The organism is Pseudomonas sp. P108 (assembly GCF_032613195.1).
Lineage (GTDB): Bacteria > Pseudomonadota > Gammaproteobacteria > Pseudomonadales > Pseudomonadaceae > Aquipseudomonas.
Map to the genome: position 1 here is coordinate 4,304,604 of NZ_CP126691.1, position 23,963 is coordinate 4,328,566.

The window sequence follows — 23,963 nt, forward strand, 5'->3', positions numbered from 1 at the left end:
TGTGGGAGCGAGCCTGCTCGCGAAGGCCGCGCCTCGGTTCAAATAACCAGTTACGGTCTAGAAATCGCGCTTGTAGAAGATATCCAGCGAACTCGCGACGCCACTGGCCGCCTCGACATAGACCTTCTTGCTCAGCTTGTAGCGCAGCGCGATGGTGCTGGCCGGTTCAAACACGCCAACGCCATAACGCAAACTGAGCTTCTCGGTAATATTGCCGCTGGCCACAACACTGGTGGCATCGCCGCTGCCTGCCGTGTCGAGCTGGAAGTCCTGAATCCCCAGATCCTTGGCCAGACTGCTGGTGACCCCGGAACTGCCCATCAAGCCCAGACCCAACGCTGCTTGCGCGAGCATGTTGTTGTCTTCGCCATTGGTGCTCAGCGGTCGACCGAGGACCAGATAGGACAACGCCTGTTCCTGACTCATCGCCGGTTCCGAGAAGATCTGCGTGGTCGGCTGCTCGGCGCTGCCGCTCAGGCGAATACCGGCGATCACGTCGTCGGTCTGGCGAATCGCTTCGATGTCCAGATACGGCTGATCGAGGGGGCCGGCGAACAACAGACGCGCACGGCGCACTTGCAGGCGCTGGCCGTAGGCACTGTAGCGGCCGTCGTTGAGCCACAGTTCGCCACGGGTGTCCATGTTGTCGCCGATGTGCACATGGCCTTTCACGTTGGCGGTCAGGCCGAAACCGGCGAAAGCCAGTTTGTCTTCGCCGACCACCATGTCGATGTCCATTTTCATCGCCATCGGCGGTTTGCCCTCTTCGGTCTGCGCGCCGACGATGATAGTGTCATCGGAGACTTTCACCGTTGATGGCGGCAATTCGCGCACGGTGATTTCGCCTTTGGGCACCTGCACTTTGCCAGCGATTTTCAGCTCGTCGCCGGCCATGGAAATCTTCAGGTCCGGCGCCACTTCGAGCTTGGCATAGGGCTCGACGGTGACCGGCAATTGCGTGCCCTTCAACGCCAGATCGACCACCAGCGCCTGCCCCCAGGCGACGTTGCCGTTGAGGCTGCCCTGCCCGTTCTTGCCACTTTTCCAGCCGCCGTCGAGGCGTACCGATTCGCCGGCAATCAGCGCGGTGAGTTGCAGGTTCTGCAGTTCCATCGGCAACTCGGCGCCGGACACTTCACCGTCGCTGAGTTGCACGGTGCCGTTGACCAGCGGCGCGAGCAATCCACCGGAAATCGTGCCGCTGCCATTCAGGCGCCCGGTGAGTTTTTCAACCATCGGCACAAACGGCCGCGCCACCGACAGATCCAGCCCGCTGAGGCGGAACGAGCCGCTCAACGGCTTGTTTTTCGGCAGTGGATTGAGCTGCGCCTGCACCATCAGTTCGCCGAGTTTGCCGCCGACGAAATTCAGTTCGGTGTCGACGCGCTTGGGCGTGAGTTTGCTGGTGAGTTTCAGCGTCTGGTAGGGGAAATCCAGCCACTGATCCTTTTCCTTCATGCGCAAGGTGCCGCCGCTGGCGTCCACACTGACCACACCATTGGGGCCGCTGGCCGGCAGATCCAGTTGCAGATCGGCGTTGAGCTTGCCCTTCCAGGCAAAGTCTTTCGGCAGCCATTGCGCCAGACTTTCGATCGGAAATTGCTTGAGGTGGTAGCGCAGTTTCGGCTCCGGCATCAGCCGTTGATCTTCACCGCACAGGCTGGCATTGCCGGACATCCAGCAATGCGCGCCAAAGTTGATTTTGCCGTCAGCCAGACGTTCGAGCTTGGCCGGGCTTTGCAGTTTCCAGTCCTGACCACCGGCCTGAATATCGCCGCTGGCCAAGCGTCCGCGCCAGTTGCCTTTGTCGAGATTGCCGTCCAGACCGAGGGCCAGTTTCAGCTTCGGCCCAATCAGGTCGAGGTTGAGTTTCTGGCTCTTGATGTCGCCCTGAGCGCTGGCGGTCAACACGCCCAGGTTGGTGTCACCGGCCTGAATGCCAGCGCCTTTCAGATCGATCTTCGCCCGTTGCGCGCTGTCGAGTGTGGCGTCGAGGTTGAGGCTTTGCAGGCGATTGTCCTGAAACGCCAATTGCGAACCTTGCAGGCCGAGTTTGCCCTGAGGCGCTTGCAGCGTACCGGCCACATTGACCTGACCGGTGACCTGCCCGCGCAGTTGCGGCCAGAGCTGGGCCAGACGCGACAGCTTGATGTCGATCTGCCCGGTGAGTTTCTGTTGCAGGCTGCCCTTGCCGCTGATGCTGTTGTCGCCGAGGCGGATTTGCAGGGCGTTGAGATTCCACTGCTCGCCAGCGCCGTCAGCCTTGGCCTGGAGGATTGCCGGTTGCCCGCGCAGTTTGCCTTTCAAGTCGAGGTCGGCGGTGAGGCTCAGGCGCTCGTTCTTCATTTCGCCTTGGCTTTTCAGCGGTCCAGCTAACGTGCCCGGCAACTCGGCGACCCAGTACGCCGGGTTCAGTGCCGACAGCTCCATCGCCGTGTCCCAGGCGATGCCATCGGCGAACTGCACATTGACGTGACCTTCCGCCTTGCCCTGCCCGGCTTCCATTTTCAATTGCGGCAAAGCGATCTGTTTAAGGCTGCCGCTGAACGGACTGCTCAGGGTAAACGCACCCGCCGGGCCATCCATTGCGGCGGCGAAGTTGCCGAGGTATTGGCCGTCGGTGTAGGAGACTTCGCCAGTAAACGTACGCAAGGCGACTTGTGGCTCGTCGATTTCGTTATAGAGCCGATGCCACGGGAAATCCTGCCAGTTGATATTGGCTTGCGCGGTGAGGCCTTTGCTCCAATCGACACTGCCAGTGAGTTTCAGGCTTTGCTTGTCGTTGGCTGTTAGATCAAGGCCGGCGATCTGCGCGCCGCTGGCGTCGACTTTACCTTTGAGCAACAGCGCTACCGGGCCTTTGTCGGCGGGCAGCGTGGCGTTGCCGTTGAGCTGGTAGCCGTTTTTCAGGTCGCCTTCGCCGGTCAACACCAGTTGATTGAGTTGCAGGGTGTCCGGTAAATCAGCGCTCGGTTTGAACGCCTCGGAGGTGATGCGCACTTTCGCCGGCAGGTTTTCCGCCAGCGGTTGCAGTTCGCCGCTCAACTGGCCGTCAAGGTAACCCCGGCTGTCGGCGTGCAGGTTGAGGGTTTTCAACAGGTCGCCGTCGATCTTCAACGCCAGTGTCCACGGCCCCGTTCCCGGCGATGGCAACGTCAGGTCACCGGCAATGTTCAGCGGCCAGTTGCCGGTCGGCGTGAGTGTGCCAGACAGGTTCAGGCTGAGGTCGTCGCGCTGCAATTTCACGCTGTCGATCTGCATGCCCTGAGCGGTCCAGTGCGCCGCCAGTTGCAAGCCCTTGAGTTGTTCGCTGCCGTTGAACAGCAGACTGCCAACCTGCACGTCGCCCAGTTCGATGGCCACCGGCAATTGCAGATCCGGCAGTTTGATCGGGCCGCTCTCGGTGGTTTCTTCGCTCGGCGGGAATTGCAAAATGACCTGATCAGCCTTGAGCTGTTCGATGCACAAGGTCATGCGTGTCAGGCACAGCGGTGACCAGGCGAAGATTGCCTTGTTCAGCTCGACGCGACTGCTGTCCTGCTGCCACAGCAGATGATCGGCACTCCATTGCCCGCCGAGACGGCCCTGAAAATTTTCCACCGTCAGCCCCGGCACAAGGCCCAGTACCCAACGGCTGCCAGCCGCCGTGCCGAGTACGGCGGTGACGCTCAATACAATCAACAACACCAGCGCCAGCAGCGTCAGCGCCGTAATTTTCAAACCACGCTTCACAGCTCAGGCCCCATGGAAAAGTGCAGCCGGATGCCGCCATCGTCGTCGAGTGCGTGGGCCAGGTCGAGGCGGATCGGCCCCACCGGCGAGACCCAGCGCACACCAATGCCGACCCCGGTCTTGAGGTTCGGCAGTTCGAGTTTATTGAAGGAGTTGCCCTGGTCGACGAAGGTCGCCACGCGCCATTTTTCGGCGATCGAGTATTGATACTCGACGCTGCCAGCGACCATGTAACGGCCGCCGATTCGGTCGCCATCGGAGTTTTTCGGCGACAGACTCTGATAGTCGTAACCGCGCACGCTCTGATCGCCACCGGCAAAGAAGCGCAGCGACGGCGGCACCGAGTTGTAGCCGTTGGTGGCGCTACCGCCGACCTGCACGCGACCGAGGAAGCGGTGTTTGTCGAACACCGTGGTCAGGCCTTTGACCAGCGCGGTGCCATATAAAAGGTTGTTGTCGGAGCCGAGGCCTTCCTTCGCCACTTTGCTTTCGAAGCTCAGGCGATAGCCGTTGTGCGGGTCGATGCGGTTGTCGCTTTTCAGGTACGAGTAACTGATGCCGGGCATCAGCAAGGTACTCAGGCCGGAGTCATCGCCGAGTTCATATTCTTCACGCTGCCATTTCAGCGAGATCACCCGCTGCCAGCCGCTCGGTAATTTGCTGTGCCATTCCGGGCCGAAGGTCAGCAGCTTGCTGAGCGTGTCGGAACCGTCGATGTCTTCGAACTGATAACCGCCGGCCCAACGCAGTTTGTCGGTCAGTGGTGGGTCGAGCGGGATGTCGTAGAACAGCCCGACGTTTTGTCGGGGCGCCGAGAGTTCGGCTTCCCAGCCATAGCTGTCGCCTTGCGGGTTGACCCAGTGGCGGGTCCAGTTGGCTTTGATGCGCGGGCCGACGTCGGTCGAATAACCGAGGCCCAGACCCATGGTGCGCGGCTTGCGCGTGTCGAGTTTGACGTCCACCGGGATCACGTCGTTCTTCGCGGTGGTCGGTGCGGCATCGACGCGTATGCCTTCGAAATAACCGCTCGATTGCAGATCGCGATTGAGCTCGGCGATCAGCTCGGAGTCATACGGTTCGCCTTCCTTGAACGGCACCATGCGTTGCAGCAGGTCTTCGTCGAACGGCGTGTCGCCTTCGAATTTGACTCTGCCCAGCGCATAACGCGGGCCGCTTTCGTAGATCAGTTCGACGTCGGCGACACCGGCGCGCGGGTCGACCAGGAGTTTCTGACTGGTGAAATGGCCACTGAAGAAACCGAAGCGCGAGGCCTGATTCTGAATAAGTCTTTTGGCGTCTTCGTAACGCCCATGATTGAGCACCGCGCCGGACTTGAGCACGTCACTTTTCGGTACACGAAAGGATTTGAGGGAGGCAGCCGGGCCGTCGACACGAATGGTGACGTTGCGCAGGCGAATCGGCTCGCCGGGATCGATGTTCAGCACCAGACGCGGTTTTTTGCCGCCCTTGACGTCACTTTCGATCTGCGGCTGGTAGTAGCCCAACGCCTGAGCCGCTTTGCGCGCCTGCTCTTCGGCACCGCGACTGAAGCGCTGCAGGGCTTCTTCGTCACGATCGCCGAGGCTGCCGATATAGCCTTCTATATTGGCCTTGAGTTCATCGTTGGACGGTTTGATCCGCACATCCAATTCACTTTGCGCCAGCGCCGCGCAGCTGGTTAACAGCAGGAGCACGCCACTGGTAAATCTTCCTGGAAACTTCATAGGCGCGGATGCTATCACGGGCTTGGGAGCGTGATAGAACAGGAAATTTCCCAAGAAGTTCGATTGTCATGCTGTTGCAGTTTGTAACACCTGCGGATTGGCGTGGAAAAACACATGTTCGCGCACCGGCCCGACGGCAACCTCGCCGATCTCCTCGTAACCCTGCCGTTTATAGAATTCCAGATAGCGTGGGTTGCCGGTGTCGAGCACCACGCCTTGCGAGGTTTCGTCGACGGCGCACCAGTTGTGTACGGCTGTGAGCAATTGCTCGCCGAAATGCTTGCCCTGAAACTGAGGATGAATGCCCAGCAGCGGCAGCATGTGTACCGAATCACTGGGCACACACGCGGCGACGGCGTCGTGGTAATCGAGATAGCGGCGGGTGCAGCGGAAACCGGTGCTGAGCACCATGCGCAAACGCCACGCCCAACTTTCGGTGATGCCCAAACGGCGTTGTGGCGGCGCGATCAGGGCGATGCCGATCAGGCGATCGTTGACCAGCAGGCCGATGGCCGGCAGATCCTGCAGAAAGTGTTGCTTGACCAGTTCGCGCACCGTCGCCCGCACACGTTGCTCGTAACCGGGGCGTTCGGCTTCAAACAGGTAGCCGAAGGTCGGCTCGTGGCGATATGCCTGATAAAGCAGCGAGCGGGCTTCGCGGGAATAGCCGCGGTCGAGCATATGAATGTCGGCGATGGCGGTCTGGGTTTCAGGCATGACGGTAATTCTCCCCGGGGCGCGTTCAAATGGCGGCGCTCTTGGTGGTACGAACCTTTTGCGGGTGGCGTGGTTCCCCACAGGTATAGACCAAGTCGGGATCTTCATCGATTTTGCTGGCCTCTTCGCGAGCAGGCTCGCTCCCACATTTTGGAATGCGTTCCCCCTGTAGGAGTGAGCCTGCTCGCGATGGCGCCATTGCTGACAACACAAATCCCACAGACAAAATTGATTTCTCCCACCCCACACTGGCCCCCATCCCACATGTCAGCTAGCATCGCCCTTTTGCCAGGACTGCCGACCATGAAGATCGTTTCCTTCAACATCAACGGACTGCGCGCCCGTCCGCATCAGCTGGCAGCGCTGATCGAAAAACACCAGCCGGACGTCATCGGCCTGCAGGAAACCAAAGTCCACGACGACCAGTTCCCGCTCGAAGAAGTCCGCGCCCTCGGTTACCACGTGTATTTCCACGGCCAGAAAGGTCACTACGGCGTAGCGATGCTTTCGCGTCAGGAACCGATTGCGATCCACAAAGGTTTCGCCACCGATGAAGAAGACGCCCAGCGCCGCTTTATCTGGGGCACGTTCGCCGACGCCAATGGCGTGCCGGTGACGATCATGAACGGCTACTTCCCACAGGGCGAAAGCCGCGACCACCCAACCAAATTCCCCGCCAAGCAGCGTTTCTACAGCGATCTGCAAGCGCTGCTGGAAAGCCAGTTCCACAATGAACAGCCCGTAGTGGTGATGGGCGATGTGAATATTTCCCCGGAAGACTGCGACATCGGCATCGGCCCGGACAACATGAAGCGCTGGTTGAAAACCGGTAAATGCAGCTTCCTGCCGGAAGAGCGCGAGTGGATGGCACGCCTGAAGAACTGGGGCCTGACCGACAGCTATCGCCACTTGAACCCGGACGTGACCGACATGTTCAGCTGGTTCGACTACCGCAGCCGTGGTTTTGAAGATGAACCGAAGCGCGGGCTGCGCATCGATGTGATTCTGGCGTCGCATGGTTTGTTGCCGCGGGTGAAGGCTGCGGGTGTCGACTATGAATTGCGCGGGATGGAAAAACCGTCCGATCATGCGCCGATCTGGCTTGAACTGGCCTGATCTTCGAATCGCCTGAAATCCCCCCTGTGGGAGCGAGCCTGCTCGCGAAAGCGGTGTATCAGAAACATTCTTGTAACTGACACACCGCTTTCGCGAGAAGGCTCGCTCCCACATTTAGATCGCTGTCATCTCCAAGTAACTTTTCTGACTTAATCTCCCCGGCAATCCCCTTGGCTTGATTCGGTGCCGGCATGACCCTGCGTGTTCTGTGCGTTTTTCTCTTGAGTGCGTGGCTGTCGGTTTCTGCCACCGCCCTGCCCCTCCCTGAAAACGGCCCGGCGCTGCGCATTCAAGGCTCCAACACCATCGGCGCCGAACTCGGCCCGGCACTGGTCGAAGGCCTGTTGCAAGAACAGGGTCTGCTGAAAATCCACCGCGAAACCCCGGACACCGCCAACGAACTGCGCATCGTCGGCCAGACCGCTCAAGGCAAACGCGTGGTCGTCGAAGTCGCCGCCCACGGTTCCAGCACCGGTTTCACTGCGTTGAAAAACGCCAGCGCCGATCTGGCCGCGTCTTCCCGCGAGATCAAGGACAGCGAGCTGCAGACCTTGCAATCACTGGGCGATCTGAAAAGTCCTGCCGCCGAACAAGTCATCGCTATCGATGGCCTGGCGATCATCCTTCATCCCGATAATCCCCTCCAGCAACTGGACACCGAGCAACTGGCGCGGATCTTCAGTGGCGAAGTGAAAACCTGGGAAGACCTCGGCGGGCGTGGCGGTGCGATTCATTTATATGCACGCGATGATCAGTCCGGCACGTTCGACACGTTTAAGGAGTTGGTCCTCAGTCGTCGTGGGAAAAGTCTGAGCAGCAACGCGAAAAGGTTTGAGTCCAGCGAGCAATTGTCCGACGCAGTCAGTACGGATCCTCAGGGCATCGGCTTCATCGGTTTGCCTTACGTGCGTCAGGCCAAAGCGGTGGCCATTGCCGATGGTGCGTCGCAATCGATGTTGCCGCTGAACAGCCTGATTGCCACAGAAGACTATCCGCTGTCGCGGCGTTTGTTCTTCTATCTGCCACCCGACAGCAAGAATCCATGGGCGCAGGCCTTGGTGACGTTTGCGCAAAGTCGTCAGGGCCAGGCAATTGTCGCCGCCAATGGGTTCATCAGTCAGACCGTGCACGCCATGAGCGTCGCGCCGAATGCGCTGATGCCCGAGGGTTATCAATCCCTCAGCCGCCACGCCCAGCGTCTGACGGTGAACTTCCGTTTTGAAGAAGGCAGCGCGAACCTCGACAACAAGGCGCGTCAGGATCTGGCGCGAGTGTTCGACTATATAAAGCGCCACGACAAGACCGAGCGCGCGGTGACATTGGTTGGGTTTGGTGATGCCAAGGATGACCCGGCGCGGGCGGATCTGCTGTCGAAGCTGCGGGCGATGGCGGTGCGGCGTGAGTTGGTGAAGAACGGCGTGGTGTTGCGCGAGGTTCGCGGCTTTGGTGCGTTGATGCCGGTGGCGGCGAACAATGCGGATGAGGGCAGGATCAAGAATCGGCGGGTTGAGGTTTGGGTGTATTAGCCCTACCCGATCGTTCCCACGCTCTGCGTGGTAACGCCGCCATGGACGCTCCGCGTCCACTGTGACGCAGAGCGTCACGGGATGCATTCCCACGCAGAGCGTGGGAACGATCAGGTGGATCAGCGTTCGCTACGCAGCATCTCCTTCGGCACATACTTGCCGATCTCGAACTTGCCGATCGCCGCGCGGTGCACTTCGTCCGGGCCGTCGGCCAGGCGCAAAGTACGTTGCATGGCGTACATGTAGGCCAGCGGGAAATCGTTCGACACACCGGCCCCACCATGCATCTGGATCGCCCGGTCGATCACCCGCAATGCGACGTTCGGTGCGACGACTTTGATCTGCGCAATTTCGCTCTTCGCCACTTTATTGCCGACGGTGTCCATCATGTACGCGGCTTTCAACGTCAGCAGGCGCGCCATGTCGATCTCCATCCGCGAGTCGGCAATCTTGTCGATGTTACCGCCCAGACGCGCCAGCGGTTTACCGAAGGCAGTGCGGCTCACCGCGCGTTTGCACATCAATTCCAATGCACGCTCGGCCATGCCGATCGAGCGCATGCAGTGGTGAATCCGGCCTGGGCCAAGACGACCCTGAGCGATTTCGAAACCGCGGCCTTCACCGAGCAGAACGTTTTCGTACGGCACGCGCACATTGTCGAAGAGCACCTCGGCGTGGCCGTGTGGCGCGTCGTCGTAACCGAATACCGGCAACGGACGGACGATCTTCACGCCGGGAGTGTCGACCGGCACGAGGATCATCGAGTGCTGGGCATGGCGTGGTGCATCGGGGTTGCTCAGGCCCATGAAGATCAGGATCTTGCAGCGCGGATCGCAGGCGCCGGAGGTCCACCATTTTTTGCCGTTGATCACCCACTCGTCGCCATCACGCACGGCGCGGGCCGCCATGTTGGTAGCGTCGGAGGAAGCCACATCCGGTTCGGTCATGGCGAACGCCGAGCGGATCTCGCCTCGTAGCAACGGTTCGAGCCAGCGTTGTTTCTGTTCTTCGTTGGCGTAGCGCACCAGCACTTCCATGTTGCCGGTGTCTGGCGCCGAGCAGTTGAACGGCTCCGGCCCGAGCAGCGAGCGGCCCATGATTTCCGCCAGTGGCGCGTATTCGAGGTTGGTCAGACCGGCACCGAGCTCCGATTCCGGCAAAAACAGATTCCACAGGCCTTCGGCCTTGGCCTTGGCTTTGAGCTCTTCCATGATCGCCGTCGGCTGCCAGCGATCGCCTTCGGAGACCTGGCGCTCGAACACGGCCTCGGCCGGGTAAACGTAAGTGTCCATGAACGCGGTCACGCGCTCACGCAGTTCTTGCACCTTGGGCGAATAAGCGAAATCCATGATCAATTACCTTCTTGGGCAGAGGTTGTTTAAGTCATGCAATCGATGCTAGAACAGCGCTGATAATTTACCTAGCCTATTCTCGGCGTGTATAAACATTCATCACCGATATATGATCCAGTGATCGCCAGCCCTTAAAAACAAGAGAAGCCGCGTTATGAATCTGAGCAAGGTCGACCTCAACCTTTTCATCGTCTTCGACGCGATCTACACCGAAGCCAACCTGACCCGCGCCGGGCAGATTGTCGGCATCACTCAGCCGGCGGTATCCAACGCATTGGCACGGTTGCGCGAGACCTTTAACGATCCGCTGTTCGTGCGCACCGCGCAGGGCATGGTGCCGACGCCGATGGCGCAGAACATCATCGGCCCGGTGCGCAACGCCCTGTCGCTGCTGCGCGTGTCGGTTCAGGAAAGCCGCATTTTCAACCCGGCACAAGCAGTCAAGACTTACCGCATCAGCATGACCGACCTCACCGAGGCGGTGATTCTGCCGCCGCTGTTCCAGCGCCTGCGCCGCCTGGCGCCGACGGTGATCATCGAAAGTTTTCTGTCCAAACGCCGGGAAACCACCAAGGAACTGGCCGCCGGGCGTCTGGATTTTGCCGTCGATGCGCCGCTTAACACCGACCCGCAGGTGCGCCACGTCAAGCTGATGGAAGACCGTTACGTCTGCGCGATGCGCAAGGGTCATCCGATGGCGGGCAAAGAAAAGCTATCGCTGGATGACTATCTGTCGCTGACGCATATCCACATTTCCAGCCGCCGCAGTGGTTTGGGTTATGTTGATCTGGCGCTGGGCAAAATGGGCATTCAGCGCAAGATCGCCCTGCGTTCGCAGCATTATTTGATGGCCTCGCAAGTGATGCAGCAGACCGACATGGTCATGACCGTGCCGGAGCGCTTTGCCCGTCGGCATGAACTGCAGGCGTTTAATCTGCCGGTCAATGATGTGCCGCCGGTGGAGACGCATCTGTATTGGCATGAGAGTACTGACCAGGACCCGGCGAATCGCTGGATGCGTGAGCAGATGATCGAGTTGTGCCAGCAGGTGACGGCGCAGGAGAAGAAGCTCGATAAGGTGTAAGACTTCTTACCGCGTCTTCGTTCTTCGCGAGCAGGCTCGCTCCCACATTCGACCGCGTTTCTCCAGCTGAAATGCGATTCAATGTGGGAGCGAGCCTGCTCGCGAAGGGGCCATCAAATACAACAAAAATCATCCCGCTTGACGTAAACGTCAACCTGCCATTAGCTTAGCGCCAAGACCTTTTTCCGAGCGCTTCCATGAGCAGCCAGACTTACAGCATCTCCGACCTCGCCCGCGAGCTGGACATCACCACCCGGGCGATCCGCTTTTATGAAGAGCAAGGCCTGCTCAGTCCTGAGCGCCGAGGCCAGGAACGCATCTATTCGCCGCGCGACAAAGTCAGCCTGAAGCTGATCCTGCGCGGCAAGCGCATCGGTTTTTCGCTGGCCGAATGCCGCGAACTGATCGAGCTTTACGACCCCTCCAGCGGTAACACCAAACAGCTCAACAGCATGCTGGCGAAAATCACTGAGCGCCGCGAGCAGCTGGAGCAGCAGTTGCTGGACATTGAGCAGATGAAGCTCGAGCTGGATACCGCCGAGGAGCGCTGCGTACAGGCGCTGGAGCAGACGCTCAAGAGCCAGCAGGCCATTTAGCCAACAACACAAATCCCCTTGTAGGAGTGAGCCTGCTCGCGATAGCGGTGTGTCAGTCGAAATAAATGCTGACTGACACTGCGCTATCGCGAGCAGGCTCACTCCTACAGGGGTTCTCCACGAATTCAAAAGAGCAGGTCAACCGCCATGTCCCTCCCCTCCCAAGTACGCCTGATCGAAGTCGGCCCGCGCGATGGCCTGCAGAACGAAGCCCAACCGATCAGCGTCGCCGACAAGGTGCAACTGGTCGATGCTCTCAGCGCCGCCGGCCTCGGCTATATAGAAGTCGGCAGTTTCGTTTCGCCCAAATGGGTACCGCAGATGGCCGGTTCTGCCGAGGTGTTCGCGCAGATCCAGCGCAAACCCGGCGTGACCTACGGTGCACTGGCGCCGAACCTGCGCGGCTTCGAAGACGCCATAGCTGCCGGGGTCAAGGAAGTCGCGGTGTTCGCCGCGGCCTCCGAAGCCTTCTCGCAACGCAACATCAACTGCTCGATCAGCGAAAGCCTGGCGCGGTTTGCGCCGATCATGGAAGCCGCGCAGCAGCACGGCGTTACCGTGCGCGGTTACGTGTCCTGCGTGCTCGGTTGCCCATATGAAGGCACGGTCGCGCCGGAACAAGTGGCGATGGTCGCGCGCGAGTTGTATGCGATGGGCTGCTATGAGGTTTCGCTGGGCGACACCATAGGCACTGGCACCGCTGGCGCAACTCGCCGCTTGTTCGAAGTGGTTTCAGCGCAAGTGCCACGAGAAAAACTGGCCGGGCATTTCCACGACACCTACGGTCAGGCCATGGCCAACATCTACGCCAGCCTGCTCGAAGGCATTTCGGTATTCGACAGCTCTATCGCGGGACTCGGCGGCTGCCCGTACGCCAAAGGCGCGAGCGGTAACGTTGCCACCGAAGACGTGGTGTACCTGCTCAATGGCTTGGGTATCAAGACCGGAATCGACCTGGACGCCTTGATTGCCGCGGGTCAGCAGATCAGCGCGGTGCTCGGCCGCCCGAGCGGTTCGCGCGTGGCCAAGGCTCGTAGCGCACAGTGAAGGGGAAAGGTGTTACCGCTGAGTCTGGAATGTGGGGCTCAAGCGAGTAACACGGAAACAAATTGTCTGGTTTCGCTGGAGTGAAAATTTGCTGAAATTCTCAAATCATTGATTTATAAGGATTTTTAAAAGTTGGCACGGCTTCTGCTATCTCTATGGCATAACAAGAATAAAAAGCAGCAAACCAATAAAAACAAGACGTACCGACTCTGACATAACAAAAACAACACGGCAGAGACGCAGCTAACAGATTTTTTTGGAGAAGGTGTGCTTTTCAGGGTGCTCTCAGGAGTGACCCGCAACCGGGCAGAGAACAATAAAACTACCTTCAGGTAGCTCCCGAATCGGTTGGATCGTTTAACGAGAAAGCAGATCAGCGCTCAAAAAAATACGTTTGCTCTTGACCCCGGATGGGGGTCGCCAAAAACAGCGGTAAAGGGCCACGGTTGCCAAAAACAACAACAGACCGACCCTCAATAATAAAAAAGAGCACGCGACGACAAAATTAAAGGGGAGCTTCGGCTCCCCTTTGTGCTTTCTGTGATTTGTGTTTTCACTGCGTATCCCCTGTGGGAGCGAGCCTGCTCGCGAAAGCGTTGTATCAGACACATCTGCCCTGAATGACACACTGCATTCGCGAGCAGGCTCGCTCCCACATTGAATCCTCGTCAGGCGTGCTTTTCGCGTAGCTCTTCGATGCTTATTTCCCGCATGCGGAATTTCTGAATCTTGCCCGTGACCGTCATCGGAAACTCTTCAACGAACTTGAAGTGCCGTGGCGTCTTGAAGTGCGCGATGCGCTCCTTGCACCAGGTTTGCAGTTCAAGTTCGGAAGCGTTGTGGCCGGGGTGGAACTTGATCCAGGCAACAATCTCCTCGCCGTAACGCGAGCACGGAATGCCGATCACCTGCACGTCCGCCACTGCCGGATGGGTGAAGAAAAACTCTTCCAGCTCACGCGGATAAACGTTCTCGCCACCGCGGATGATCATGTCTTTGTTACGCCCGGCGATGTTGACGTAACCCTCCTCGTTCATGCTCGCCAGGTCGCCGGTGTGCATCCAGCCCGCCTCATCGATGGCTTCGGCGGTGGCCTGCGGATTGTTCCAGTAGCCGAGCATCACGCTGTAACCACGGGTGCAGAGTTCGCCGATGGTGCCGCGCGACACGAGGTTGCCGACCTCGTCGATGATCTTGCTTTCCAGTTGTGGCTGGGTGCGGCCAACGGTGGTCACGCGCAATTCCAGTTCATCGTTCGGCCCGGTTTGCAGCGACACCGGGCTGGTTTCGGTCATGCCATACGCAATCTGCACTTCGCTCATGTGCATCTCGCTGATGACCCGGCGCATCACTTCGATCGGGCAGGTCGCGCCGGCCATGATCCCGGTGCGCAGGCTCGACAGATCGAATTCGCCGCGTTGCGGCTGGTCGAGCATGGCGATGAACATGGTCGGTACGCCGTAGAGGCCGGTGGCCTTTTCTTCGGCGACGGTTTGCAGGGTCAGCAATGGATCGAAGGCATCGTTGGGGTAAATCATCGTGCTGCCGTGGGTGATGCAGCCGAGGTTGCCCATGACCATGCCGAAGCAGTGATACAGCGGCACCGGGATCACCAGGCGATCGCGCGGAGTCAGGCCGATGCTTTCGCCGACCATGTAACCGTTGTTGAGGATGTTGTAGTGACTGAGGGTCGCGCCCTTGGGGAAACCGGTGGTGCCGGAGGTGTACTGAATGTTGACCGCTTGATCGAAGTGCAGGCTGTCACTGCGTTCTTGTCGTTGTTCTTCAGAGACACTGGTTGCCATGTCGGACAATTGCGACCACGGCAGGAAACCTGACGGTGGCTGCGCGTCGAGGCTGATCACCCCGCGCAACTCTGGCAACCGCTCGCTGCGCAATTGGCCGATGGATTGTTCGGCCAGTTCCGGCACCAGGCCTTGCAACATGCCGTGGTAGTTCGAGGACTTGAATGCCCCGGCGCAGACCAGCCATTGGCAGCCGGATTGCTTGAGCACGTATTCGAGTTCGGAACTGCGATAGGCCGGGTTGATGTTGACCAGGATCACGCCGATTTTCGCCGTAGCGAATTGGCTGATGCACCATTGCGCGCAATTCGGTGCCCAGATACCGAGGCGGTCACCGGCCTGCAAACCCAAAGCGAGCAACGCTCTGGCATGCAGGTCTACCGCATCGGCCAGTTGCCGCCATGAGTAGCGCAACTGCTGATGGCGCACCACCAGCGCTTCACCGTCCGGGTATTGCGCAACAGTCTGATCGAACTTTTGCCCGATGGTCATCGCCAGCAAGGCTTTGTCCTGAGAACCACGGGTGTAGCTGCGCTGCGGGTTTGCACTGGGTTGATCCATGACGACCCCTATTGTCTTTATTTATGGGTTGCCGACGATCACTTGTAGGAGTGAGCCTGCTCGCGATCTCGATCCATCAGTCAACATTTACGTCGACTGACACAACGCGATCGCGAGCAGGCTCACTCCTACAAAAACCAATCAGCTTTCAATCTTGAACTGCCCCTACTCTCGCTCAAGTTGACGTTAACGTAAAGGGTGATTGACAGCCATCCGTCACAGGCTTACGTTAACGTAAAGGTGAGAGCCGAGTGACCGCCCTCCCCACCCTACAAAAAAGCCAAAAGGTGACCCATGAGCTATCCATCCCTGAACTTCGCCCTCGGTGAAACCATCGACATGCTGCGCGATCAGGTTCAGTCCTTTGTCGCCAAGGAGATCGCCCCGCGCGCGGCGCAGATCGACAGCGACAACCTGTTCCCCGCCGACATGTGGCGCAAGTTCGGTGACATGGGCCTGCTCGGTATCACTGTGCCGGAAGAGTACGGCGGCGCTGGGCTGGGTTACCTGGCACACGTGGTGGCGATGGAGGAAATCAGCCGCGGTTCGGCCTCTGTAGCGCTGTCCTACGGTGCGCACTCCAACCTCTGCGTCAACCAGATCAACCGCAACGGCAACCATGAACAAAAAACCAAATACCTGCCGAAACTGATCAGCGGCGAACACGTCGGCGCGCTGGCGATGAGCGAGCCAAACGCCGGCTCCGACGTGGTCTCGATGAAACTGCGCGCCGACAAACGCGGCGACCGCTTCGTCCTCAACGGCAGCAAAACCTGGATCACCAACGGCCCTGACGCCAACACTTACGTGATCTACGCCAAGACCGACCTGGAAAAAGGCCCGCACGGCATCACCGCCTTCATCGTCGAGCGCGACTGGGAAGGCTTCAGCCGCAGCAACAAATTCGACAAGCTCGGCATGCGCGGCTCCAACACCTGCGAACTGTTCTTCGATGACGTCGAAGTGCCGGAAGAAAACATCCTCGGCGTCCTCAACGGCGGCGTGAAAGTGCTGATGAGCGGCCTCGATTATGAGCGCGTGGTTCTCTCAGGCGGCCCGACAGGGATCATGCAGTCGTGCATGGATCTGATCGTGCCGTACATCCACGACCGCAAACAGTTCGGCCAGAGCATCGGCGAATTCCAGCTGATCCAGGGCAAAGTCGCCGACATGTACACCCAACTCAACGCCAGCCGCGCCTACCTCTATGCAGTCGCCCAGGCCTGCGAGCGCGGCGAAACCACCCGTAAGGACGCCGCCGGCGTGATCCTCTACACCGCCGAACGCGCCACACAAATGGCCCTCGACGCGATCCAGATTCTCGGCGGTAACGGTTACATCAACGAATTCCCGGCGGGTCGTCTGCTGCGCGACGCCAAGCTGTACGAAATCGGCGCCGGCACCAGTGAGATCCGGCGCATGCTGATCGGTCGCGAACTGTTCAACGAAACCCGCTAAACGGAGCTGGCCATGGCTACCCTGCACACTCAGCTCAATCCTCGTTCGGCGGAATTCGCCGCCAACAGCGCGGCGATGCTCAAACAGGTCGACGCGCTGCACACCCTGCTCGCCCAAGTGGCGCAAGGCGGCGGCGCGAAAGCTCAGGAGCGCCACACCTCGCGCGGCAAATTGCTGCCGCGGGAGCGCATCAACCGCTTGCTTGATCCGGGTTCGCCGTTTCTGGAAATCAGTCAATTGGCCGCCCACGCGGTTTACGGCGAAGACGTACCCGCCGCTGGTGTGATCGCCGGGATCGGTCGTGTCGAAGGCGTCGAGTGCATGATCGTCGCCAACGACGCAACGGTTAAGGGCGGTTCGTACTACCCGCTGACCGTGAAAAAACACCTGCGCGCGCAGACCATCGCGCAGCAGAATCGCCTGCCGTGCATCTATCTGGTGGACTCCGGTGGCGCCAACCTGCCGCGTCAGGACGAAGTGTTCCCGGACCGCGAGCACTTCGGGCGGATCTTCTTCAACCAGGCCAACATGAGCGCGATGGGCATTCCGCAAATCGCTGTGGTCATGGGCTCCTGCACTGCTGGCGGCGCCTATGTGCCGGCGATGGCTGACGAAGCGATCATGGTGCGCAATCAGGCGACGATTTTCCTCGCCGGGCCGCCGCTGGTGAAGGCCGCGACCGGTGAAGTGGTCAGCGCCGAAGACTTGGGCGGTGCCGATGTGCACTGCAAGATTTCCGGGGTCGCCGACCATTACGCCGAGAGCGACGAACATGCCCTCGCTCTCGCCCGCCGCAGTGTTGCCAATCTCAACTGGCGCAAGCTCGGCGAAGTGCAACAGCGCGCACCGATTGCGCCGCTGTACGCTGGCGACGAGTTATACGGTGTGGTTTCGGCTGATGCCAAGCAACCGTTCGACGTGCGCGAAGTGATTGCGCGACTGGTCGACGGTTCGGTGTTCGATGAATTCAAAGCGCTGTTCGGCACCACGCTGGTCTGCGGTTTCGCGCATCTGCACGGTTACCCGATCGCGATTCTGGCCAACAACGGCATCCTCTTCGCCGAAGCCGCGCAGAAAGGCGCGCACTTCATCGAACTGGCTTGCCAGCGCGGCATTCCGCTGCTGTTTTTGCAGAACATCACCGGTTTCATGGTCGGCCAGAAATACGAGGCCGGCGGCATCGCCAAGCACGGCGCAAAACTGGTAACCGCCGTTGCTTGCGCAAAAGTGCCGAAATTCACCGTGATCATCGGCGGCAGCTTTGGCGCCGGCAACTACGGCATGTGCGGGCGCGCCTATGATCCACGCTTCCTGTGGATGTGGCCGAACGCGCGGATCGGCGTGATGGGTGCCGAACAGGCCGCTGGCGTGTTGGTGCAGGTCAAGCGCGAACAGGCTGAGCGCAGCGGTCAGGCGTTCAGTGCCGAGCAGGAAGCCGAGATCAAGCAACCGATTCTCGACCAGTACGAAGAGCAGGGTCACCCCTACTATTCCAGCGCACGGCTGTGGGACGACGGCGTCATCGACCCGGCGCAGACCCGCGATGTGCTGGCCCTGGCCTTGTCCGCGTCGTTGAACGCGCCAATCGAACCGAGCCGCTTCGGCGTGTTCCGGATGTGATCGGGAGAATCTCATGAGCGACTTCAATACCCTCGAACTGCAAACCGACCCACGGGGTTTCGCGACGCTGTGGCTTAACCGCGCCGAAAAGAACAACGCGTTCAACGCCGAAATGATCCGCGAGTTGATCCTTGCCCTCGACAAAGTCGCCAGCGACGCCAGCCTGCGTTTCTTGCTGGTGCGTGGCCGTGGCAAGCATTTCAGCGCCGGCGCCGATCTGGCGTGGATGCAGCAATCGGCCGAGCTCGATTACCACACCAACCTCGACGACGCCCGCGAACTCGCGGAGCTGATGTACAACCTCGCCAAGCTGAAAATTCCCACAGTCGCCGTGGTCCAAGGCGCGGCGTTCGGTGGTGCACTGGGGTTGATCAGTTGCTGCGACATGGCGATTGGCGCCGATGATGCGCAATTCTGCCTGTCGGAAGTGCGCATTGGTCTGGCCCCTGCGGTAATCAGCCCGTTCGTGGTGCAGGCCATCGGCGAACGTGCTGCGCGGCGCTATGCGCTGACCGCCGAACGTTTCGGCGGCCAACGCGCTCGGGAAATCGGCTTGTTGTCCGACAGCTATCCAGCCGCTGAACTGGAACAACAAGTCGAACAGTGGATCAACAACCTGCTGCTCAACAGCCCCGCCGCGATGCGTGCCAGCAAGGATTTGCTGCGTGAAGTCGGCAACGGCGCGCTGACCCCGGCACTGCGCCGTTATACCGAAAACGCCATCGCCCGTATCCGCGTCAGTCCCGAAGGCCAGGAAGGTCTGCGCGCTTTTCTGCAAAAACGTCCGCCGAGCTGGCAAGCCGCAACCACCACCAAGGAGCCGCGTTGATGAGCGCACCTGTTCTCACCACCCTGCTGGTGGCCAACCGTGGCGAAATTGCCTGTCGCGTAATGCGCACCGCCAAAGCGCTGGGCCTGACCACGGTCGCCGTGCACAGCGCCACCGACCGTGAAGCGCGGCACAGCCGTGAAGCCGACATTCGCGTCGATCTCGGTGGCAGCAAAGCCGCCGACAGTTATCTGCAAATCGACAAACTGATCGCGGCGGCCAAGGCCAGCGGCGCGCAGGCGATTCATCCGGGTTACGGGTTTCTCTCGGAAAACGCCGGTTTCGCCCGAGCTATCGAAGCGGCCGGTTTGATTTTCCTCGGCCCGCCCGCTTCGGCCATCGATGCCATGGGCAGCAAATCCGCCGCCAAAGCGCTGATGGAAACCGCTGGCGTGCCACTGGTGCCGGGTTATCACGGTGAAGCGCAGGATCTCGAGACCTTCCGCGATGCTTGCGAGCGTATCGGTTATCCGGTGCTGCTCAAGGCCACGGCCGGCGGTGGCGGCAAAGGCATGAAAGTGGTCGAGGACGTCAGCCAACTCGCCGAAGCCCTCGCCTCGGCACAGCGTGAAGCGCAGTCATCGTTTGGCGATTCGCGGATGCTGGTGGAAAAATATCTGCTCAAGCCGCGTCACGTGGAAATCCAGGTGTTCGCCGATCAACATGGCAACTGCCTGTACCTCAACGAGCGTGATTGCTCGATTCAACGGCGCCATCAGAAAGTCGTCGAAGAAGCTCCGGCCCCGGGCTTGTCCCCGGAACTGCGTCGGGCGATGGGCGAGGCGGCTGTGCGCTCGGCGCAGGCGATCGGATATGTCGGCGCCGGTACTGTGGAATTTTTGCTGGATGCGCGCGGTGAGTTCTTCTTTATGGAGATGAATACGCGCCTGCAAGTAGAGCATCCAGTGACCGAGGCCATCACCGGTCTGGACCTGGTCGCGTGGCAGATCCGCGTAGCCCGTGGTGAAGCGCTGCCGATCACCCAAGCGCAGGTGCCGTTGAACGGTCATGCGATTGAAGTGCGCTTGTACGCTGAAGACCCTGCGAATGACTTCCTGCCGGCGACCGGGCGTCTGGCGTTGTATCGCGAATCAGCTGAAGGGCCTGGGCGCCGGGTCGATAGCGGAGTTGAAGAAGGCGATGAAATTTCGCCGTTCTACGACCCGATGCTCGGCAAACTGATTGCCTGGGGCGAGGATCGTGAGCAGGCGCGCCTGCGTCTGTTGAGCATGCTCGACGAATTCGCGATTGGCGGATTGAAGACCAACATCAACTTTTTGCGGCGGATCATCGCCCATCCCGCGTTTGCGGCGGCGGAGCTGGATACCGGGTTTATTCCGCGCTATCAGGAGCAATTGCTGCCTGCCCCCGGCACGTTGAGCGATGAATTCTGGAAAGCGGCGGCTCAAGCGGTGGCGCAAAGCCTGCCCCAGCTTGTGCGTCAGGATGACCCTGCTTCGCCGTGGTCATTCAATAGTGGTTTACGTGCAGGTCTGCCACTGGAAATCACCCTGCATTTGAGTTGCGAGGGCCAGGATCGCGCCTTGACGCTGAATGCCGCTGATCACGCCAGACTGTCGGGTGAAACACTCATCGTCGAGCACGACGGAGTCCGTCGTACGTTGCGCGCCATTCGCCAGGGCGATGCGCTCTATCTGCAATGGGAAGGCGAGTTGCGGCGCATCGAGACGTACGACCCGATCAGTGCCGTCGAAGCCAGCCACAGCCATCAGGGCGGACTGACCGCGCCAATGAACGGCAGCATTGTCCGTGTGCTGGTCGAGGCTGGGCAATCGGTAGAGGCCGGTGCGCAACTGGTGGTGCTGGAAGCGATGAAGATGGAACACAGCATCCGTGCGCCGCATGCCGGGGTGATCAAAGCGCTGTATTGCCAGGAAGGTGAAATGGTCGGCGAAGGCAGCGCTTTGGTTGAACTGGAAGCAGTGTGAATATGAGGATCGATCCTACGCCTGGCGAGGATCGATCTGACTAGTAACGCGCCGTTGCCTGAACCACAACGCCGATGATTCGACACTCATCGGTCAGCAGGGCTTTCGGCCACGTCGGATTGAGCGGCACCAGGTAACGCTGGCCGCCCTCTTCGTCGAGCTTGCGAAAAATCGCTTCAGGGCTGTCGGGCCATTGTGCGATTACCAGTTTGCCGGGCACCGCCTCGGCCGCCGGATCAACCAGAATCAGCATGCCTTCGGCAATGCTCTGGCCACTGGGGGCGGTCATTGAATCCCCCGTCACCGTCAACCAGAACGCCGGACCACGCGCGTGGTAATCCGTCAGTTCGAAGCGCTGTTTGCCTGAAGGCTTGGCATAGGACGTGGCGTCGCTCTCGCGCACCTCGCACGTCGTCTGCCAATCGCTGACCGGGTAACGGAAATACGGGTTGTACTTCTGCGCCAGCGGCATGTCGTCGTCAGGTGTTATTTGCGGTTCCCGGATCACCAGCACCACTTCCAGAAAATCCATGCCCAGCGCTTGCAGCACGCGATTCATTTGCGTGATGCCGGGTTCGCGACGCTTGTTCAGCCAATGGCCGATCCCGCCCTGGGACATGCCGACGCGCTCTCCGAGCTCTGTTTGAGTGATTTTGAGTTCACTCATCTTGGCCTTGACCAACTCAATCCATTTATCCATGTGCAGCACCTTACGTCGACGCCTTCGGCCAGCAAAACACATATTGTAGTATTTAAATTCTGGTCACAACTACACAGAGTACTATTCTGAAGGCACGGATTTTCAATCGACCAAGGAGTGCCTCTTCATCATGAATATCAGCAGCAAAGACTTGCCCGATCTGCAAATGGACACCACCTTCACCTCGCCTCAGGGCAATGCAGCGGCGCAGCGAGCGTTGGACTATTACTTGAAACCAGCTGTGTCAGAACCCGAGGTCGACGAACGTTTTTTCGATGTCAGGCGCCATCTGAGCGGCGAAGAAGCCCTGGTGCACGCCTCGGATCTGTTGCGCTGTGCCGCAGCCACGGCGTTCAAGGCAGCCGAAAACCTGCAAGGCGCGAGTCGCGATCTGGCGTTTTCAGTGGTGCACATGGTGGATATGGCGCGGGCAATGGTCGACCATTCGCTCGATGGCGATGAAGCTTGAGCAACGGGACACCGGACGGACAGGAAAGAATTTTCCAATCGCGCAGATAAAAACATTTGACTTGCAAATGATAATGATTATTATTGCATGCAGCTGGTCGCGAGATCAGTCGATGGACCAGAGACCTTAGGTCGGTCTTCTGGACTATCTCCTCATCAGGCTAATCACGGTTTTTGACCCGGCTTTTTGCCGGGTCTTTTTTTTGCCCGTTTTTCGGGCTTGTGGCTTCAGGCTAATGAAGTCTTTAGGTGTTGCGAATTCGATGGCGCGGATAATATCAAAAGAATATCGCTTGGCAAGCCGAGCCCGGCCACATTGGGGCAAACTAATGACAATTAGCACTTGAGAATCAATCGCACAGTCTCTAAGCTGCATCCGCGTCATGGAGGACGCCCCCCGCCACACCCCGCAATTCCCCTCGGTTTCAGACCTGCCTGCGTGTAAAGTAACGGCCATAAAAATCATATTCAGGAATCGATTATGACCGTGGCCAAATCCTCGTTCGACATCAGTGCCAACTTCGACAGCGGCAACATCCAAGTCATCGACATCAGCAATCCGCTCAATCCGGTTCTGGCCATTCGCCCGGATACCCGCAGCGCCCATTTTCAGTGGTTCCACTTCAAGGCCAGCGGCCTGCATGTTCATCAGGAACACTGGTTTCGCCTGGTCAACGCCAGCCAGTCCTCCTATAACAAAGCCTGGACCGGCTATCAGGCAGTCGCCTCCTACGACCACGTCAACTGGTTCCGCATTCCAACCAGTTTTGAAGGTGACAGCCTGCGTTTTTGCCTTGAGGCGGAGCAAACCCATGCATGGTTTGCGTATTTCGAACCCTACAGCCGTGGCCGTCACGACTGGCTGATCGACCAGGCCCTGAGCAAGGCCGGCACCGAACTGCTGGCCACCGGCAAGAGCGTCGAAGGTCGCGATATTCAACTGCTGCGCAAAGGCACCGGCGCCGAAGGCCAGCGCAAAATCTGGATCATTGCTCAACAGCATCCGGGTGAGCACATGGCCGAGTGGTTCATGGAAGGCGTCATCGAACGCCTGGAAAGACACGACGATCCCGTGCTGAACAAACTGCTGGCCAGCGCTGATTTGTACCTGGTGCCGAACATGAATCCGGACGGTGCCTTCCACGGTCACCTGCGCACCAATGCGATGGGCCAGGACTTGAACCGCGCTTGGCAGAACGCCAGTCAGGACGTCAGCCCCGAGGTACTTTTCGTACAGCAGCAAATGGAAAAGTATGGCGTCGATCTGTTCCTCGACGTACATGGCGACGAAGAAATTCCCCACGTATTCACTGCCGGTTGCGAAGGCAATCCGGGCTTCACGCCGCGCATCGAGAAGCTCGAAGAACACTTCCGCAGCCACCTGAAACACACCACCAAAGACTTCCAGACCAAGTACGGCTACACCCGCGACGAACCGGGCCAGGCCAACATGACCCTGGCGTGCAACAGCGTCGGACAGAAATACGACTGCCTGTCACTGACCCTGGAAATGCCGTTCAAGGATCACGACGACCATCCCGACAAGGTAACCGGCTGGTCGGGCAAACGCTCCAAACAGTTGGGCAAAGACGTGCTGACCACCATCGCCGACATGGTTGATACCTTGCGCTGATCCCCTCCTCCGTCCCTCAAAAGATCGCAGCTTGTCTGCGATCTTT

At 59.4% G+C, this 23,963-nt stretch carries 17 protein-coding genes; 11 read left to right on the forward strand and 6 right to left on the reverse strand.

Annotated features, from left to right (window positions below):
* Positions 1-57 precede the first annotated feature (57 nt).
* The 3 genes from QOM10_RS18860 to QOM10_RS18870 all read right to left on the reverse strand — a co-directional run bounded on the left by QOM10_RS18860 (position 58) and on the right by QOM10_RS18870 (position 6,173).
* Positions 58-3,732, reverse strand: coding sequence for a translocation/assembly module TamB domain-containing protein (locus tag QOM10_RS18860; RefSeq protein ID WP_316916741.1), 3,675 nt, complete (start codon positions 3,730-3,732; stop codon positions 58-60).
* Positions 3,729-5,456: an autotransporter assembly complex family protein gene (locus QOM10_RS18865; RefSeq protein WP_316916743.1), complete on the reverse strand. Its 1,728-nt coding sequence runs from the start codon at positions 5,454-5,456 to the stop codon at positions 3,729-3,731. Before QOM10_RS18865 ends, QOM10_RS18860 begins: the two co-directional genes overlap by 4 nt.
* Positions 5,457-5,522: 66 nt before the next feature.
* On the reverse strand, positions 5,523-6,173 hold the full coding sequence (locus tag QOM10_RS18870) for a GNAT family N-acetyltransferase (protein ID WP_127928973.1): 651 nt from the start codon (positions 6,171-6,173) through the stop codon (positions 5,523-5,525).
* A 303-nt stretch (positions 6,174-6,476) separates the two neighbouring features.
* Here QOM10_RS18870 and xthA point away from each other — a divergent pair, with 303 nt between their 5' ends.
* Positions 6,477-7,289, forward strand: a complete 813-nt coding sequence (xthA, locus tag QOM10_RS18875; RefSeq protein ID WP_008082104.1) for an exodeoxyribonuclease III — start codon at positions 6,477-6,479, stop codon at positions 7,287-7,289.
* A gap of 191 nt (positions 7,290-7,480) precedes the next feature.
* Positions 7,481-8,815, forward strand: a complete 1,335-nt coding sequence (locus QOM10_RS18880) for a substrate-binding domain-containing protein (RefSeq protein WP_127928974.1) — start codon at positions 7,481-7,483, stop codon at positions 8,813-8,815.
* Between the two features lie 119 nt (positions 8,816-8,934).
* Here the strand turns inward: QOM10_RS18880 and QOM10_RS18885 are convergent, their stop codons facing one another.
* A complete protein-coding gene (locus QOM10_RS18885; protein ID WP_316916744.1) occupies positions 8,935-10,164 on the reverse strand; it encodes an acyl-CoA dehydrogenase in 1,230 nt (409 codons plus the stop codon).
* A gap of 157 nt (positions 10,165-10,321) precedes the next feature.
* Here QOM10_RS18885 and QOM10_RS18890 point away from each other — a divergent pair, with 157 nt between their 5' ends.
* The 3 genes from QOM10_RS18890 (at position 10,322) to QOM10_RS18900 (ending at position 12,894) form a co-directional block, all read left to right on the forward strand.
* Entirely contained in the window at positions 10,322-11,251 is a 930-nt protein-coding gene (locus tag QOM10_RS18890) for a LysR family transcriptional regulator (RefSeq protein ID WP_016986544.1), read from the forward strand.
* Positions 11,252-11,448: 197 nt separating this feature from the next.
* On the forward strand, positions 11,449-11,847 hold the full coding sequence (locus tag QOM10_RS18895; RefSeq protein ID WP_007917234.1) for a MerR family transcriptional regulator: 399 nt from the start codon (positions 11,449-11,451) through the stop codon (positions 11,845-11,847).
* A 147-nt stretch (positions 11,848-11,994) separates the two neighbouring features.
* A complete protein-coding gene (locus tag QOM10_RS18900; protein WP_077573650.1) occupies positions 11,995-12,894 on the forward strand; it encodes a hydroxymethylglutaryl-CoA lyase in 900 nt (299 codons plus the stop codon).
* A gap of 668 nt (positions 12,895-13,562) precedes the next feature.
* Here the strand turns inward: QOM10_RS18900 and QOM10_RS18905 are convergent.
* Positions 13,563-15,260 carry an AMP-binding protein gene (locus QOM10_RS18905; RefSeq protein ID WP_316916745.1) on the reverse strand — a complete coding sequence of 566 codons (1,698 nt, stop codon included), beginning with the start codon at positions 15,258-15,260 and terminating at the stop codon, positions 13,563-13,565.
* Between the two features lie 294 nt (positions 15,261-15,554).
* On the opposite strand from QOM10_RS18905, the gene QOM10_RS18910 reads away from it, so the two are divergent.
* From QOM10_RS18910 to QOM10_RS18925, 4 genes are read left to right on the forward strand one after another with little or no spacing between them, the layout of a single operon-like run.
* Entirely contained in the window at positions 15,555-16,718 is a 1,164-nt protein-coding gene (locus QOM10_RS18910) for an isovaleryl-CoA dehydrogenase (RefSeq protein WP_316916746.1), read from the forward strand.
* A 12-nt stretch (positions 16,719-16,730) separates the two neighbouring features.
* Positions 16,731-18,338 (forward strand): carboxyl transferase domain-containing protein, encoded by a 1,608-nt coding sequence (locus tag QOM10_RS18915; RefSeq protein ID WP_316916747.1) that lies wholly within the window; start codon positions 16,731-16,733, stop codon positions 18,336-18,338.
* A gap of 13 nt (positions 18,339-18,351) precedes the next feature.
* On the forward strand, positions 18,352-19,167 hold the full coding sequence (locus tag QOM10_RS18920) for a gamma-carboxygeranoyl-CoA hydratase (RefSeq protein WP_127928979.1): 816 nt from the start codon (positions 18,352-18,354) through the stop codon (positions 19,165-19,167).
* Positions 19,167-21,116, forward strand: coding sequence for an acetyl/propionyl/methylcrotonyl-CoA carboxylase subunit alpha (locus tag QOM10_RS18925; RefSeq protein WP_150751117.1), 1,950 nt, complete (start codon positions 19,167-19,169; stop codon positions 21,114-21,116). The genes QOM10_RS18920 and QOM10_RS18925 overlap by 1 nt, the downstream gene beginning before the upstream one ends.
* A 40-nt stretch (positions 21,117-21,156) precedes the next feature.
* Here QOM10_RS18925 and QOM10_RS18930 read toward each other — a convergent pair whose 3' ends face one another.
* Complete coding sequence (locus QOM10_RS18930; RefSeq protein ID WP_224794656.1) at positions 21,157-21,816, reverse strand: LexA family protein; 660 nt, start codon at positions 21,814-21,816, stop codon at positions 21,157-21,159.
* A 130-nt stretch (positions 21,817-21,946) separates the two neighbouring features.
* Here QOM10_RS18930 and QOM10_RS18935 point away from each other — a divergent pair, with 130 nt between their 5' ends.
* Positions 21,947-22,285 carry a DUF6124 family protein gene (locus QOM10_RS18935; protein WP_093434137.1) on the forward strand — a complete coding sequence of 113 codons (339 nt, stop codon included), beginning with the start codon at positions 21,947-21,949 and terminating at the stop codon, positions 22,283-22,285.
* Between the two features lie 480 nt (positions 22,286-22,765).
* Positions 22,766-23,917: a M14-type cytosolic carboxypeptidase gene (locus tag QOM10_RS18940; protein WP_220556508.1), complete on the forward strand. Its 1,152-nt coding sequence runs from the start codon at positions 22,766-22,768 to the stop codon at positions 23,915-23,917.
* Positions 23,918-23,963: the final 46 nt, after the last annotated feature.